Source organism: Streptomyces cyaneus, from assembly GCF_004028635.1.
GTDB classification, from domain to species: Bacteria; Actinomycetota; Actinomycetes; order Streptomycetales; family Streptomycetaceae; genus Streptomyces; species Streptomyces cyaneus.
The window spans coordinates 717,188-732,681 of sequence record NZ_RQJW01000004.1; the positions used below are offsets into that span (position 1 = coordinate 717,188).

General features: G+C 72.4%; 13 protein-coding genes. 8 read left to right on the forward strand and 5 right to left on the reverse strand.

Annotated features, from left to right (window positions below; all coding sequences use genetic code 11):
* The first annotated feature begins 188 nt into the window (after positions 1–188).
* From EHO50_RS18485 to EHO50_RS18500, 4 genes are all read left to right on the forward strand, one after another.
* Positions 189–1,691: a cellulose-binding domain-containing protein gene (locus tag EHO50_RS18485; protein WP_128431233.1), complete on the forward strand. Its 1,503-nt coding sequence runs from the start codon at positions 189–191 to the stop codon at positions 1,689–1,691.
* Positions 1,692–1,949: 258 nt separating this feature from the next.
* A complete protein-coding gene (rsgA, locus tag EHO50_RS18490) occupies positions 1,950–3,056 on the forward strand; it encodes a ribosome small subunit-dependent GTPase A (protein WP_128431234.1) in 1,107 nt (368 codons plus the stop codon).
* Positions 3,057–3,174: 118 nt separating this feature from the next.
* Positions 3,175–4,692: a DNA-3-methyladenine glycosylase 2 family protein gene (locus tag EHO50_RS18495; RefSeq protein ID WP_128431235.1), complete on the forward strand. Its 1,518-nt coding sequence runs from the start codon at positions 3,175–3,177 to the stop codon at positions 4,690–4,692.
* 11 nt (positions 4,693–4,703) lie between these two features.
* Positions 4,704–5,204 carry a methylated-DNA--[protein]-cysteine S-methyltransferase gene (locus tag EHO50_RS18500; protein ID WP_128431302.1) on the forward strand — a complete coding sequence of 167 codons (501 nt, stop codon included), beginning with the start codon at positions 4,704–4,706 and terminating at the stop codon, positions 5,202–5,204.
* A gap of 8 nt (positions 5,205–5,212) precedes the next feature.
* On the opposite strand, the gene EHO50_RS18505 is transcribed toward EHO50_RS18500, so the two are convergent.
* Entirely contained in the window at positions 5,213–5,695 is a 483-nt protein-coding gene (locus tag EHO50_RS18505) for a DUF456 domain-containing protein (RefSeq protein ID WP_128431236.1), read from the reverse strand.
* A 91-nt stretch (positions 5,696–5,786) separates the two neighbouring features.
* Positions 5,787–6,776, reverse strand: a complete 990-nt coding sequence (locus tag EHO50_RS18510; protein ID WP_128431237.1) for a helix-turn-helix transcriptional regulator — start codon at positions 6,774–6,776, stop codon at positions 5,787–5,789.
* 468 nt (positions 6,777–7,244) lie between these two features.
* Here EHO50_RS18510 and EHO50_RS18515 point away from each other — a divergent pair, with 468 nt between their 5' ends.
* Positions 7,245–8,567 carry a protein phosphatase 2C domain-containing protein gene (locus tag EHO50_RS18515; protein ID WP_128431238.1) on the forward strand — a complete coding sequence of 441 codons (1,323 nt, stop codon included), beginning with the start codon at positions 7,245–7,247 and terminating at the stop codon, positions 8,565–8,567.
* Between the two features lie 21 nt (positions 8,568–8,588).
* Here EHO50_RS18515 and EHO50_RS18520 read toward each other — a convergent pair whose 3' ends face one another.
* Positions 8,589–9,902, reverse strand: a complete 1,314-nt coding sequence (locus EHO50_RS18520) for a helix-turn-helix domain-containing protein (protein WP_128431239.1) — start codon at positions 9,900–9,902, stop codon at positions 8,589–8,591.
* 255 nt (positions 9,903–10,157) lie between these two features.
* On the opposite strand from EHO50_RS18520, the gene EHO50_RS18525 reads away from it, so the two are divergent.
* Together EHO50_RS18525 and EHO50_RS18530 are read left to right on the forward strand one after the other, a co-directional pair.
* The gene (locus tag EHO50_RS18525) at positions 10,158–10,775 is read left to right on the forward strand and encodes a hypothetical protein (protein ID WP_128431240.1); all 618 of its coding nucleotides are present in this window, start codon (positions 10,158–10,160) and stop codon (positions 10,773–10,775) included.
* A gap of 618 nt (positions 10,776–11,393) precedes the next feature.
* Positions 11,394–11,876, forward strand: coding sequence for an ATP-binding protein (locus tag EHO50_RS18530; RefSeq protein ID WP_128431241.1), 483 nt, complete (start codon positions 11,394–11,396; stop codon positions 11,874–11,876).
* A gap of 154 nt (positions 11,877–12,030) precedes the next feature.
* On the opposite strand, the gene EHO50_RS18535 is transcribed toward EHO50_RS18530, so the two are convergent.
* Both EHO50_RS18535 and EHO50_RS18540 read right to left on the reverse strand, forming a co-directional pair.
* The gene (locus tag EHO50_RS18535) at positions 12,031–13,074 is read right to left on the reverse strand and encodes a DUF2637 domain-containing protein (protein ID WP_128431242.1); all 1,044 of its coding nucleotides are present in this window, start codon (positions 13,072–13,074) and stop codon (positions 12,031–12,033) included.
* A 304-nt stretch (positions 13,075–13,378) separates the two neighbouring features.
* The gene (locus EHO50_RS18540; protein ID WP_128431243.1) at positions 13,379–14,230 is read right to left on the reverse strand and encodes a (2Fe-2S)-binding protein; all 852 of its coding nucleotides are present in this window, start codon (positions 14,228–14,230) and stop codon (positions 13,379–13,381) included.
* Positions 14,231–14,384: 154 nt separating this feature from the next.
* Between EHO50_RS18540 and EHO50_RS18545 the strand changes: the two genes are divergently transcribed.
* Positions 14,385–15,248: a GntR family transcriptional regulator gene (locus EHO50_RS18545; RefSeq protein ID WP_128431244.1), complete on the forward strand. Its 864-nt coding sequence runs from the start codon at positions 14,385–14,387 to the stop codon at positions 15,246–15,248.
* Positions 15,249–15,494 lie beyond the last annotated feature (246 nt).

Here is a 15,494-nt window from a genome sequence, read left to right on the forward strand (position 1 = left end):
TGAGACAGACGGGGCCCGCGTCCGTACAAGTGGCTGGAGTTGTAGGGGCGCGCGGCCTGTCATGACAATTGAACACGGCGCTTGTCAGTTGTGTTGAATACGTGAAAGGCTCATGTCCTGCCGCGAGGTTCCCCCCAACTCCATTGCCAATATGGCGAGTTGACCTCGCATGTGGATGCAGGAGACTCATGCCCGACCTGCCGACTCCCCAGGACGCCACCGAGGCCGCGCTGTTCTCCGAGTGCTGGGACGCCGTGCTGTCGTACGCCGACCTGTGCACGGCCGGCTCCGCCGCTGCCAACCAGCTGGCGGCCGAGGCGTTTTCGACCGGCATACGCGAGGCCCGCGAGGCCGAGACCGGGACCTTCAGAAGCGTGGGCCGCCGCCCGGCCCGCCTGCCCCGAATCCCCCTGCTGCTGACCGCCGTACGCACCACGGCGGCCACCTGGGAGGAGAGCGGGCAGGGCCACAAGCTCGACCCCGACCTGCGCCTGTGGCTCAACTCCGACAAGGCCGCCCGCTACACCGGACCCCCGCTCCAGCGCCCGATCGCGCTGCGCGGACTGCGTGACATGCAGGAACCGGACGCGGCTCTGCTGTGGCTGGCCGAGGTGGAGGCGCTGCCGCTGCACGTGGTGGCCCGCCGGCTCGGCCTCGACCCGGCCACCGTCTCCGAGGAACTCACCCAGGTACGGGGCCTGTTCAGAGACCGCTGCCACCGCAGCCACCTGGACACGCCGATGGACGCGCAGTGCCGCAGCTACGCCCGCCTCCTCGACGCCGTCACCCGCTCGACCGCCGCCGACACCCCCGGCGACCTCTCCCGCCACCTCGCCACCTGCGTGCAGTGCGCCGAGGCCGCCGCCTGTCTGCGGCTGCACGGCGGCGGGCTGCCCGGGGCCCTCGCCGGTGGCGTGATCGGCTGGGGCGGCCTCGCCTACCTGGAGCGGCGCCGCCGAGCCGCGGAGGTGCGCCTCGGTGCCGGACGCCCCGACCCGGTGGACGCGGACGCCGGCCCGCCGAACCCCGGCGCGCACAAGGCGCGCGTCGTACGCAACGGCCTCCTCGTCGCCGCCGTCCTCGTCTCCGCGCTCGCCCTCGCGGTGTCGATGATGCCCGCCGGCTCCACCGGCGACGGCGGCACCGCGGGCGGCGACCCCTCCGACCGCCAGCCGGTGGCCGACCCCGGCTTCTCCATGCCGGTGACGTCCGCCACGCGGCCCTCCTCGGACTCCCCGGAGCCGTCGCAGAGCGGCACGAAGGACGACGACTCGCCCGGGCCGAAGGACCCCGACCCGGGACCGCAGGGCACCACGTCTTCGTCCACGGCCGGTGAGGACCACCCGGACCCGGACCCGGACTCGACCGTGAGCGAACCGGCGACCTGCAGCGTCGAGTACGACCTCGTCAACGAATGGCCCGACGGCTTCCAGGCCACCATCACCGTGACCACCGAACGGGCCCTCGACAACTGGCGCGTCGCCTGGTCCTTCCGAGACGGCCAGAAGGTCGGCCAGATGTGGGACGCGAGCTTCGCCCAGAACGGCTCCCGGGTCACGGCCAAGGCCGCCGACTACAACAAGACGGTCCCCGCCGACGGCGAACTCGCCTTCGGGTTCCTCGCGTCGTGGGAAGGCGAGAGAAACTCGCCGGGGTACGACTTCACGCTGAACGGGCACGACTGCGCCTAGCACCGACCGCGTCCAAAACCGGTTGAGGGACTTCGTGGGGCCCGGCTAGAGTGACGGCGAATCAGGGCGGTGGCCGGTGGCCGCCGCCGACGAGCGGACGTGAGTGAGGAGGTGTCGACCGATGGCTGTCTTTGCGATGGGCGTTGCCCGCATCCAGGAATCCATCAAGTCCACCTCCGTGGCCACCGGCTGACACGACCAGTCTCCTTCCGCGCCCGTGCGCGCGACGGCCGGGGCCGCCCTTGTGAAGGGTCACCCTTGACTTCCAGCTCCGCTGCTTCATCTGTTTTCTCCGCTCTCGCTCCCTACGGCTGGGACGAGGCATGGGCGGACGAGTTCGCCCCCCACGAGCCCGACGGGCTCCTTCCCGGACGCGTGATCCGGGTCGACCGCGGGCAGTGCGACGTCCTCACCGCCGAGGGCGTCGTACGGGCCGACACGGCGTTCGTCACCCCGCACGATCCGATGCGGGTCGTGTGCACGGGCGACTGGGTCGCCGTCGAACCCGAGGGAAGCCACCCGCGCTATGTACGGACGTATCTGCCACGCCGTACCGCCTTCGTACGCTCCACCTCCTCCGAGCGGTCCGAGGGGCAGATCCTCGCCGCCAACATCGACCACGCGATCGTCGCCGTCTCGCTGGCCGTCGAGCTCGACCTCGGCCGTATCGAGCGCTTCCTCGCCCTGGCGTGGGAGTCGGGCGCCCAGCCGGTCGTCGTCCTCACCAAGGCCGACCTCGTGCCGGACGCGGTGACGCTCTCGCATCTCGTCGAGGACGTGGAGACGACGGCGCCCGGTGTGCCGGTGCTGACCGTCAGCGCGACGCTGGGGGAGGGACTCGACGTCCTCGCCGCGGTCGTGGGCGGTGGCACGTCCGTGCTGCTCGGGCAGTCCGGCGCGGGCAAGTCGACGCTCGCGAACGCGCTGCTCGGCGAGGACGTGATGGAGGTCCAGGCCGCACGCGACGTCGACGGCAAGGGGCGCCATACGACCACCACGCGCAATCTGCTCGCGCTGCCGGGCGGCGGCGTACTGATCGACACACCGGGGCTGCGCGGCGTCGGGCTCTGGGACGCCGAGAGCGGGGTCGGGCAGGTGTTCGCCGAGATCGAGGCGCTGGCCGAGCGGTGCCGTTTCCACGACTGTGCGCACGAAAGCGAGCCGGGGTGCGCGGTGCTCGATGCCATCGACGCCGGTGAGCTGCCGGAGCGGCGGCTGGAGAGCTATCGCAAGCTGCTGCGGGAGAACCAGCGGATCGTGGCCAAGACCGACGCGCGGCTTCGGGCCGAGATCCGCAAGGACTGGAAGCGCAAGGGGGCCGAGGGGAGGGCGGCGATGGATGCCAAGCGGGGCCGTTGGAGGTAGCGGGCTCGTTGGAGGTAGCGGGGGCGGCTGGAGGTAGGAGCGTCGCCGACGGTAGCGCAGCGTCACGTCCGATTTCCGCCAGCCGTGCCTCCCGGGCAGGCGGAGACTGGAGGGCGTGATGGACGCAGACACCAGGTACGAAGCGGTCCGCAGCAGGGACGCCCGGTTCGACGGCGAGTTCTTCTTCGCCGTCGAAACCACCGGCATCTACTGCCGCCCCAGCTGCCCGGCCGTCACGCCGAAGCGGCGCAACGTGCGGTTCTTCGCGACGGCCGCCGCCGCGCAGGGCTCGGGCTTCCGGGCCTGCCGGCGGTGCCGGCCGGACGCCGTGCCGGGGTCCGCCGAGTGGAACGTACGGGCCGATGTCGTCGGGCGGGCCATGCGGCTCATCGGCGACGGCATCGTCGACCGGGAGGGCGTCGCCGGGCTCGCCACGCGGCTGGGATACAGCGCGCGGCAGGTCCAGCGGCAGCTCACCGCCGAGCTCGGCGCCGGGCCGGTCGCGCTGGCCCGGGCCCAGCGGGCGCACACCGCGCGGGTGCTTCTGCAGACCACCGAGCTGCCGATCACCGAGATCGCGTTCGCGTCCGGGTTCGCCAGCGTGCGGCAGTTCAACGACACGATGCGGGAGGTGTACGCGTCCACGCCGAGCGAGCTGCGGGCCGCCGCCGCGCCGAGGGGCGGCCGTGGCACCCGGCGTGCGGGCACCCCGTCGGCCGGGATACCGCTGCGGCTCGCCTACCGCGGGCCGTACCAGGCCGGCCTAGTCTTCGACCTGCTGGAGCGCGAGGCCGTGCCCGGCGTCGAGGATCTCGGCGGGCCGGCCGGGCGGCGGACGTACCGGCGCACCCTCCGGCTGCCGCACGGCACCGCCATCGTGGCGGTGGAGGAGCGGCCGGGCGGCACCGGGCGGCAGACATCCGCGGCCCGGCGTGGAGTGCCGACGCTTGCGGTGGTGCCGACGCCGACGTCGGCAGTGGCCGCGGACCGGGGGGCGGCGTCCCCGGCGGCGTCATCCCGGGCCGCCCCCGCCTCCGCCACCCACCCCGGCGGCTGGCTCGACGCCCGCCTCCACCTCACCGATCCGCGCGACCTGACCACCGCCGTGCAACGGCTGCGGCGCCTGTTCGACCTCGACGCCGATCCGTACGCCGTCGACGAGCGGCTCGGCGCCGACCCCCGCCTCGCCCCGCTGGTCGCCGCCCGGCCGGGGCTGCGGTCCCCCGGTGCCGCCGATGCGGAGGAGCTGGCGGTGCGGGCACTCGTCGGGCCGGTGGAGGCCGAACGGCTGGTCCGGCGGTACGGCAAGGCGCTCGACGCGCCCTGCGGCAGCCTCACCCACCTGTTCCCCGAGGCGGCCGTACTCGCCGAGGCCGAGCCCGACGGCCCCCTCGGCGCGCTCACCGCCGCCCTCGCCGACGGTGCCGTACGGCTGGACCCGGGCGCCGACCGGGACGAGGCGCACGAAGCGCTGCTCGGCCTGCCCGGTCTGGACGCCCGTACCGTCGCCGTCATCCGCACCCGCGCTCTCGGCGACCCGGACGTCGCCCCGCCCGGCGTCGACGCCCCCGACAGCTGGCGCCCCTGGCGCTCTTACGCCTCGCAACACCTGCGTGCAGCAGGAGAGTCGGAGTAACCATGACCACCATGACCACCATGACCACCCTGACCCACTGGACCGAGCTCGACAGCCCGCTCGGCCCTCTCCTCCTCACCGCCGACCCGACCACCGCAGCCCTGACCTCCCTCTCCGTGCCCGGCCAGAAGGGCGGCCGTACCGTCCAGGAGGGCTGGCGGCGCGACCCCGCGCTCTTCCGTGCGGCCGAGGAACAGCTCGCCGCGTACTTCGCGGGTGAACTCAAGGAGTTCCAGCTGGAGTTGAGCACAGCCGGCAGCGAGTTCCGGGAGAAGGTCTGGGCGGCCCTCGACGATGTTCCCTACGGGGCTACGACGACGTACGGCGAGATCGCCGCGCGGATCGGCGCCTCCCGGGCCGCCGTGCGGGCCGTCGGCGGTGCGATCGGCGCCAATCCGTTGCTGGTCGTCCGCCCGTGCCACCGTGTGATCGGGGCCGACGGGTCGCTGACCGGGTACGCGGGCGGCCTCGACCGCAAGGTACGGCTGCTCACGCTGGAGGGCAGGCTCTAGCGGTCCAGTCAGCCCCAGATCACCGCACCCACCCACGCCGCCGCGATCAGCTGGCACGTGAACAGCTCCGCCAGCACGCTCGACCCGCCCGACCGCATCGCCGTCCGCAGCGCGGCCCTCGCCTCACCGTGGCGGCCGAGCCTGAGCCGTGCCTCGAGGTAGACGCCGGCCATGAAGCCGGGGATCGAACCGAGCACGGGGATCAGGAAGAAGCCAAGGAACGAGCCCGCGCCGGCGTACACGGTCATGCGAGGGCTCGCCCAGTTCGGGCGCAGTCGGCGGGGCGGCAGTGCCCAGCGCGCCACCTGGGACAGGAACAGCGCGACGGTGGCCCCGACGAGCACCCACCACGCGACCGGCTGGGGGTCCTTCAGCGCCCACCACATGACCGCGGCCCACACCAGCCAGGACCCCGGCACCCCGGGCACCAGCACTCCGCAGAGGCCGAGCAGGAGGACCAGGCCGACCAGCACTAGGTCCCACACTCCCATCTCACCAGAGTGCCGGAGCTTGCGAGAACGCGCAGATCAGCCTTGCCGCAGGGGGTGCGCCAAGGTCACCGCTGCCGCTCCCGCGGCCCCGTCACCCCTGCCGCTCCCGCGCCACCCACCCCCGCTCATACGCGTGCCACCCCAGCTGCAGCCGTGTCGTCACCCCGGTCAGCTCCATCAGCCGCTTCACCCTGCGCTGTACGGTCCGCAGCCCCAGGTCCAGCTGCTTGGCCACGCTCGCGTCGGTCAGGCCGGCCAGCAGCAGGGACAGCACCTCCAGGTCGGTGTCGTCGGGCCCGTCCGGCTGCTGCTCGGTGACACCGGACGTGCCGAGGCGTACCGGCAGCGCCTCCCGCCACACCGACTCGAACAGCCCGGAGAGCAGCTCCAGGAGCCCGCTCGCGTGGACGACCAGGGCGGCCGGCTCCGAGGTGTGCGAGGTGAGCGGTACCAGGGCCAGGGTCCGGTCGGCGATCACCAGCTTGGTCGGAACCCGGTCCACGACCCGCACCTGCTCCTCGCGGCCGAGGGCGGCGGACAGCTCGGTGATGCCGTCCGGCTGGTCGAGGACCGAGCGCTCCAGGACCACCCGGTAGTGGACGCCCCGGTCGGCGGCCTGCTCCTCCGCGTCGTTCTCCATGCCGGTGACGGCGACCGGGTTGCCGGTGACCAGCGCGCACACCTCCTTGCTCGCCCCGAGCTGGAGCTGCAGAAAGCGCTGCGAGACCGCGGCCGCGCCGATCACCACCTCGACGAGGTCGTGCACGGCGGGCTCCGCGACCCCCGCCCGGTACTCCTCGGCGAGCATCGCGGCCGCCAGTTCCGCCTTCTCCAGCTCGTGCCGCTGCTGGGTGAGCAGCGCGCCCAGCGCCACCCCGGGCGGCGCGGCGACCCAGCGGCCGGGCCGGGCCGAGGACTGCGCCGCGAGCCCGTGCCGCTCCAGGCGACGCAGGGCGCGCTCGGTGTCGTATTCGCCGAGTGTCAGCCGCCGCGCGAGATCCGGTACGTCGGCGGCGCCCACGGACACCAGGGCCCGGTACGCCGACTCATGCGTCTCGTCGAGACCAATCACTCCCAGCATCGGGCCGCGCCCCTCCACAAAAGAACACCGGTGTTCGGTCCGTGGCGGAAAACGGCCACGGCGTGAAACCGCCTCGGCACATCATCGCCGCACCACCTGTCACTCTGCCAACGTGTCGCCACGGCAGCATCAACGGCCGCCCGCTTTGAGAAGAAGGAAATCTTGGGAAGAGCGATACCGCAGGGCATACCTCGGCCGTTCCCGCGGTACACGTTGCCGCATGACGGACTGAAGGCGCTCGACCCGTCCTGACCGACGCGGACGACGCCTCGGTCGCTCGGCAGTCGCCGGGCGGTTCTCCCGTGGGGGGTGGGACCGCCCGGCGACATGTTTCGCCTCTTGTGGCGCCCGATGTATCGCAAGACTGTTCAACACCTCACCCGACAACGCCTTTTCGAGTCGCTTCACCGGGTCGGATTTTCCGGATGCCCCGTTTTCATCAGGCCCGTGCGGTGGACAATTGGGGGCATGAGCCAGCAGGGGGGAAGGCCCACCGGTCACGAGGACGACTGGTGGGGGCAGCTGTACGGTGACGCCACCGAGGACACGGGCCCGACAGCGGCGCCCGACTCACTGGACGACCGGTTCGCCTCGGCATCGGGGGCGGTGGCGTCGGGAGCGGTGGCGTCCGGGGCGGGTGCCACGGTTGTGCCGCCGAGGGCGGGCACGCCCGTCACGGATGCCGCGCCGGCGCCGTCGACCTTCCCGGCGGGCTTGCCGAAGCCGCCGGGATTCACCGTGGAGGCGCCCGACGAGCAAGCGACCCCGGCGAGTGACGACGAGCCCCGGACGGCGACCCACGTAGACCTCCCCACCCTCCCCCCGGATCCCCTCGACTACGTGGGCAACGGCCCTCCGACCTACGCCCCCGAACCCACCGCCCTCCCACCCGCGGACCCCGACGACCTCGACGACCTGGTCGCCGACACCGTCCTGGACGGCGCGCACTACGGCGCCTGCACCCTGCGAGCCGTCTCCCTGCGCGGAGACTCCGCCCGCTACCGGGGTGAACCGCGCCGCGACTCCCTCCTCACCGCCCGCTTCGGCACCGGCGAGCACGCCCTGGTCCTCGTGGCGATGGCGACCGGCGCCCGGGCCACCCCCAATGCCCACCGCGCTGCCACCGAGGCCTGTCACTGGATCGGCCGGGCCGTCGGCCGCAGTCACCCGAAGCTCGCCGAGGACATCAGGGCCGCCCGGCGCGGCGACCTGAAGTCCGGCCTGCACCGCCTCACCGACCGCAGCCTCGGCAAACTCCGTGCCAGCGCCGCCGAACAGGGCATCGAACCGGAGGAGTACGCGGCGACCCTGCGCTGCCTGCTCCTCCCCGCCGACCCCGAGTGCCGTACGCGCGTCTTCTTCGGTGTCGGCGGCGGCGGACTCTTCCGGCTGCGGGACGGTGAATGGCAGGACATCGAGCCCCGCGTCACCGACGTCACCGGCGAACCCGTCGTCGGCTTCGGCTCGTTGCCGGCCGAGACACCCGAGGGCGACCGCCTCACCATGGACCTCGGCATCACCACACCCCCGACCCCCTACGACCCGGCCCCCGAGCCGCCCCGCGAACCCTTCCGCTTCCGCGCCTCGGTCGCCCGGCCCGGCGACACGCTCCTGATGTGCACCGGCGGCCTCGCCGACCCCCTGCGCGGCGAACCCGAACTCGCCGCCCACCTCATCGCACGCTGGTCCGGCCCCGAGCCGCCCGGCCTCGCCGCCTTCCTCGCCGACACCCAGGTCCGGGTCAAGGGCTACGCCGACGACCGTACGGCCGCCGGAGTGTGGGAGGCGTAGCTCCGCCGTCGGAGGTGCGGCTCAGCTGTACGGCACCCACTTGCGGGCCGAGGTGTCGTACCCGTAGCTCGGCAGTCCCTCGATGCTCGTCGTGCGGAACGGGCGGCCGTGGTCGTCGATGCGGACCGTGCCGGTGCGGCCCTGGGAGGACCAGTCCAGTTCGAGGTACCAACTGCAGTCGCAGCTCTCCGTCTGGGCGTCGACCAGCAGCACCTCCGGGTCCTCGGCGGAGACGCGGTAGGGCAGCTTCATCGCCGGGATCGGGGTGCCCGTGTCGTTGCCGTCGACCGGGCGGGCGATGGGCCGGTCCTTGTCCAGGTCCACGTCGAAGTAGCGGGGCGTCAGCGCTCCGCCACACCCGTTGTCCATGGCGTACGAGGTGCCCTCGACGGGTGCCGAGCGGCCGACCACGCGCACGCGGAGCGCGTCCAGGACGACGGCCGTCGACGTCCGCCCCTGTACGGAGATCTCCACCATGGTCTGTCCCCCGTGCACGGCGTTCTGCGTCGCCGCCCAGGTCCCGGCGTCCTGCGGGACCGGAGGCGGGGGCACCTGCTCCGGGGACTTGGCGATGACGTAGTCGTGGCCGCAGCCGGCCTGCCAGACATGGGAGTTGGCGCTCCAGGTGAGCGGGAGGCCGACCGGCGGCTGCTTCTGTCCGGCTTTCTCGGAGGGCTTGGCGGCGGATTCGGTGGGCTCGGCGGAGGACTTCTTCGACGCCTTTGCCGAGGGTGATGCGGCCGTGGGGGTGGGGCTCGTCGACTTGGTCGACTTCGGGCGCCCGGTGCCCGCGTCGGTCGTACGGGTCGGATCGGCGCCCTGGACGGAGTCGCTCGCCCGCGGGCGGTCGTCGTCCGGCAGTGCGGACAGGCTGCCCAGCGTGGCGAGGAGCGCTGTCGCCACGGCCGCGGAGACCAGGAGCCGTCGGCGGCGGTACCAGGGGCGGGGGCGGTGGGGCGGCTTACCCGGTGCCGGCGCTTCGGGCGCCCCCGACGGGGAGTCGGGGGAGTTGGCCGGGGAACCGTCTGCAGAGGAGAGGGCGCTGTCCGCCGCCGGGGGACTCGCCGTCCGAGCCCGCTGCCGCGCCGCCACCGCCAGGATCCACAGCCGGTGCAGCTCCAGCCGCTCCTCCGGTGTCGCCTCGCACAGCGCGGCGAAGCGTTCCACGGGCGCGAAGTCGAGGGGCACCGCGTCACCGGCGCAGTAGCGGTGCAGCGTGGAGGTGTTCATGGTCAGACGGCGGGCCAGCTGACCGTAGCTGCGGTCGGTGCGGTCCTTCAGGCGTCTGAGTAACGCCGCGAACTCCTGGACGTCGTCGTCCTGTACTTCCGACACTGTTCCCCCGCGTCCTCCCCGTCCCGGGACGGCATCCCAGGCACTCCATATATCTGCACGTCAGAAGGGCTGGGATGGTTCCACCGTCGCCGATCGGGCGTTGACGGTTGCGCTCACCGACTGTGACGGCTGATGCTCTTGGTGTCGCACCGACCGAGCCGACAGGGCCGGCCTCGGGGCCGGACGGACCATCCGGCGTCGGTGACGACCCACTTCTGATCGTTCACGCACTCATCTCATTCACGGGGGACAACCATGCCCAAGCGCACTCGAGCCGGCGTGCTCGCCGCACTCGCCGTCGCGGGCCTCGCCGCAGGCGCCGCACTCAACGCCGCACCGGCCGGCGCCGCCACGAAGACGCCCGCACCGAAGTTCCTGTCCGCGTCCCAACTCCCGCCGCACCCCTCCTCCGCCTGGACCGCCGACAAGGTCACCGACGGCGTCCCGGAGGAGATGCAGTACTGCTTCGGCGACGCGCTGCTCGCCTACGACTCCCGCTACCGCACCTTCCGCACCGAGCTCGAGACCAGTGCCCAGCAGCTCAACGTCGTCGTCGGCGACAACGCCAAGGCCAAGGCCCTCGCCACCCGCCTCAACAAGGAGATCCGGTCCTGCGCCCTGCGCAGCGACGCCGACCCGGAGATCGAGGCCGAGTACCGCAGCTACGGCAGCCTGCCCGTCGAGGAGGGCGCCCGCGTCCACGGCGTGCACACCCGCGCCTCGTGGGGAGCGATGGACATCCACCTCCTCTCCGTCGGCCGGGACGGCGGCACCGTCACCGTCGTGCAGTGGGGGCAGATGGGCGACTTCACGAGCGCGCCGGTGAAGGCCTTCAAGAAGACGACCACGACGGCGGTCAACAAGCTCTACTGACCGACGCACGACCGCACCACCGCACCACCACAACAGCGGGGCCGCCCTCCCGGACGGGGGTCGGGCGGGCGGCCCCGCACCCGTACAGGCACAGCCGCGGCACAAGGGCGTCGAGGGCGGTTGAGGCAGTGAATTCCGGCCAGTTTCGCCGGGTGCGGGCATCGGCTCCGGCGCGTCCTCGGCGTCGAGCCCCGACAGCCCTGCGTCCGCGCCGGGTACGGCCGGATCCGCAGGGGGCGATCGGTAGTTGGGCCGATCCCCTGCGGTCCGGACGCGCCCGGGGGAGTCGGCACCGATCCGTGCGGGACTGCCCTGGTCGGCCGCCCCTCCAGGAGCGGATCGAACCGCCACGCCTCCTCTCGCCGGAAGCCCGCCCTCGGCCTGGAAGCCGGCTCCGCCGCCGGTGGCCGACACGGTTCGGTCCGCGCGCACAGTGACGTTCGGGCGGCCGGTGGGTGACGTTCCGGGTTTCATCCACCGGCACGGGCAGCCGTGACCGTGGCCGAACACCCAGTCGTCGACGATTCGACATGACTGCCGCAGGTCCCCCTGGGAAATGGTTCCCGTGAACGTGTTCGAGCCAGGAGGGGAACCGACATCGGCACGCGGGCGGGGGTCATGAAGAGGCAGGCACGAGGAGGCGGTCCCATAGCGGTAGGGGCCTCCTCGGCGGAGGCAGTCAAGGACAGGGCGGCGAGCGCCGGGGAACACGCGCAGACGCCTCAGCTCAGGCGCAGACTCGGGAGGGCGGACCTGCGGGCCGTACCGGAAGCACGCAGGGCGCTGCGCGAGCTGTTACGGCACTGGGGCAGGCCCGGACGATCGGACATAGCCGAACTCCTCACCAGCGAGCTCGTCACCAACGCGCTCGTCCACACCGACCGTGAAGCGGTCCTGACGGCAACCGTCGGACCGGGCGGACTCAGAGTGGAGGTGCGGGACTTCGTGGCCCGCAGACCCAGACTGCGCGTACCGAACGCCGACGGCGGTACGAACGGCAGAGGCCTGATCCTGGTCCAGTCCCTCGCGGACGCCTGGGGTGTGCGGTCACATGGCGTGGGGAAGGCGGTGTGGTTCGAACTCGACGCGGGCGCCGTATGACCACGGGCCCGGGGCGAGGTACGACAACGGGGAGGGGCGGGAACCGCGGAACGGGCGCTCCACAACCATGAGCTTGCGCTCCAGGGCGGCCGACACGGGGGTGGGGCGCGACCCGAGCTCGGGTCGCGCCCCTCCCCGTCGATGAGAGGCGTTCTCAGCCGAACTGCTGCTCAAGATCCTTGAGCTTGCGCTCCAGGGAGTCGAGTCGCGGCAGCGCCATTGTGTCGTCCTCCGCGGTGAGGTCGACGGCGACCGGCTCAGAACCGGTGCGTACGGGCTGCAGTGAGGGACGCGATCGTACGGGCAGTTGCTCCGGCGTGGATATGGCAGGCTCCGCGGAGACTTGGGCCGAGGCACGCTCCAGGGCCTGCGGCTCGACCTGCCGTCCGTTGCCGCGGCCGATGAAGCCGCGGTGGCCCCGGCTGATGGCCTTCAGCTGGGCCCGCTCGATGCGCTGCTGATCGCGCCGGCGCAGTCGGCTCTCGTCCTTCTGCCGCTTGTCCTCACGGACCTCGTCGACCGCCTCGTCCAGGCTGCGCACGCCCTCCAGGAGCATCAGCGACCAGGCCTTGTAGGTCTCCCGGGGAGCCCGCAGCCAGCGGACGATCCGGATCTGCGGGAGGGGCCTCGGCACCAGGCCCTGCTCGCGCAGGGCGGCCCGGCGGGTCTGCTTCAACGCCCGGTCGAACAGTACGGCCGCGGACAGGGACATGCCGGCGAAGAAATGCGGGGCGCCGTCGTGGCCGATGCCCCTGGGCGCGTGCACCCAGTTGAACCAGGCAGCGGCGGCCGCGAACGTCCACACGAGTATCCGGGAGCCGAGGGCCGCGTCACCGTGGCTGGCCTCGCGCACCGCGAGGACGGAACAGAACATCGCGGCGCCGTCCAGACCGAACGGCACGAGGTACTGCCAGCCGTTGTGGAGGCCGAGGTTCTGCTCACCGAAGCCGACCAGGCCATGGAAGGAGAGGGCGGCGGCCACGGCCGCGCAGCAGAACAGCAGCACATAGGAGGCGGTGCCGTATATGGCCTCCTTGCGCCTACGGCGCTCCTCGCTGCGCTCCCACGAGTCGTCCGCGCCTGCGTCCTTCCCCGAGGAGGCCTTCCCGCGTCGGAGCACCGCTATCGCCACCAGCAGGCCCAGGAGCAGGACGGCGCCCGGAAGCAACCAGTTCAGCGATATGTCGGTCAATCTCATCTGGGGTCCCTTGCATTGGGATAGGGCGTAACGCCCGCCATAGTGGCCCAATCCCAACGGCCCTCAGGGGGTTTCGGGGCAAGAGGCCGCCAAGGAGGTGCAAGGGGATGCCCAGGGCGACGTTCTGCTCGAACTGCCGCTTGAGGGGCGGGAGTTGAGTTCGAACAAGACTACCCGGACGGGTGGTTCCACGGAAAGTTCCTGCGCGAAGTGAGGAATTTGTGAAACGCCTGTAACCGGAACGGGTGTCCCGCTCGCGAGTGATCTTACGGCAGCCTGGGTTACGCCCGTGTCTGAGGGTGCCTCAACTGGCAGTGGCCACAAGCTTGGTGACCCGGTCCGCGTCGCAGGTGCGCGGGCAGGTGGCGCAGGTGTCCTCGGGGCGCAGCGTGTAGAACATGCAGCAGCTCGCCCGGTCCCGGGTGGGCAGCGACTCGCCGTCCGGTCCGGTGAGTTCACGGAAGGCGGCCGAGCCGACGTACGGCTGTGTCGCGCCCGGCAGCAGCAGCTCCAGTTCGCGCCGTGCCCGGTCCTGCTCGCCGTCGCCGAGCAGGTGGGCGACGTACCACAATCCCTCGACGACCTCGTCCGTCGCCATGCCCCACAGTGCGCGTCCGCGTCGGCGCATGCGCGGTCCGAAGCCGGTGAGTACGGGTTCCAGGTGCTCGGCCACGGCGGCCCGTACCTCCGCGCGCAGCGCCTCCTCGTCGGGTACGACCCTCGCGCCGGGCAGCGTCGCCGCCGGGTCGCCGGGCAGGCAGGCGAAGGAGGCGGGGCGGGCGGCCAGGCGGCCAATGGCGAGGCCGGGGGCCGTGCGGTCGTACGAGACATGCGTCACGGGGAAGCGGGGGACGCGGCGGAGCAGGAACCACGGCACGGTGATCAGCAGGCAGGCCGGCCAGGCGTACCGGTGCAGGCCGAAGCCGGCGACCACGTCGGGGCGGGCGGGCTGTCCGTAGTCGCGCAGTATCTGTGCGTCGTCCCAGGCCAGAAACGTGTCGAGGCCGGTGTGGCCCTCCGCCAGCGCGGTGGCGGTGACCCAGCCGCCGTGGCTGGGGAGCTGCTCGCCGGTGGACAGCTGAGTGATGTCGAGCCCCGGGAAGACCTCGGCGAGACGGGTGTAGGCGTCTGCGAGGGCTATGTGGGGCACGGACATAGGGGCCGCCGATCCGTGAGACTTTGAAGGTAAGGCTTACCTTACCCAAGATCGCTGCGGTTTGAACTGTCGAGTTCTGCGCCTATGGTGCTTGACGGGCGAGTAACAACCCGCCGTAATGACCCCAAGTACTGACACGTCCGGAGGAGGGCCCGTGAAGCAGGGCGCGCAGGGCTCCGCGGCAACGGGGATTCCACAGGTCTCGGAGGAGGGCGTGCCGCGGGTGCCGCGGGTGCCGCCGCAGGGCCGGGCTGCGGACGTGGGCGTGGACATGGGCCTGGACGGCGTGAACCGGGCGCGGGGTGCCGGTACCGGTACCGGTGTCTCGGCGCCGACGGCTCGGGGTGAGCACACCCACAGTGAGCAGCCCATTCCGCGGCCGCGTCCGGTCGTCCAGCGGGCCTCGGTGCGGGGGCAGATCCTCGACGCCCTGCGTACCGCACTCGTCTCCGGCGAGCTGATTCCCGGCGCGGTCTACTCGGCCCCCGCACTGGGCGACCGCTTCGGTGTCTCCGCCACGCCGGTGCGCGAGGCCATGCAGCAGCTCGCGCTGGAGGGTGCCGTCGAGGTCGTCCCCAACCGGGGGTTCCGGGTGGTCGAACGCGGTGCCCGGGAGCTGGCCGAGCTGGCCGAGGTCCGTGCGCTGATCGAGGTGCCGGTGATGCTTCGGCTCGCCCGCGCCGTGTCCGCCGAACGCTGGGCGGAACTACGCCCGTTGGCGGAGGCGACGGTCCGGGCGGCATCGACCGGCTGCCGCGCGACGTACGCGGAATCCGACCGCACCTTCCACCGCGCCGTGCTCTCCCTCTGCGGCAACGAACAGCTCGTCCAGATCGCCGACGACCTCCACCGCCGCGCCCAGTGGCCCCTGGTGAGTGCCGTCCGCCCATCCGGCCGGGGCCACGCCGACCTCATCGCCGACGCGGCGGAACACACGGCGCTGCTGGACGCGTTGATCGCCGGGGATCTGGATGTGGTGCGGTCGCTGGTGGGGGAGCACTTCGCGGGCGCGCGCTGAGGGTGCGCGTAGCGCCAACGGTCGGTGGGTGGGTCGGGGCCGTGCCGGGGGGTGTCCGTCCTCGGACCGGCGGTCGCCTTAGGTCAAGAGGTGCTGCGTGTTGACGCCGGCCACTGCGGGCGGACACCCCCCGGCGGGAAGGGGACGTGCCGGGGGCGACTGCGGGCCCACGGGGCTTCGCTTCTCGACGCCGGTCCAGGCATTCCAGCCCGTCCGGCGTTTGAGGACGAGGCCCGTTCAGGGCCG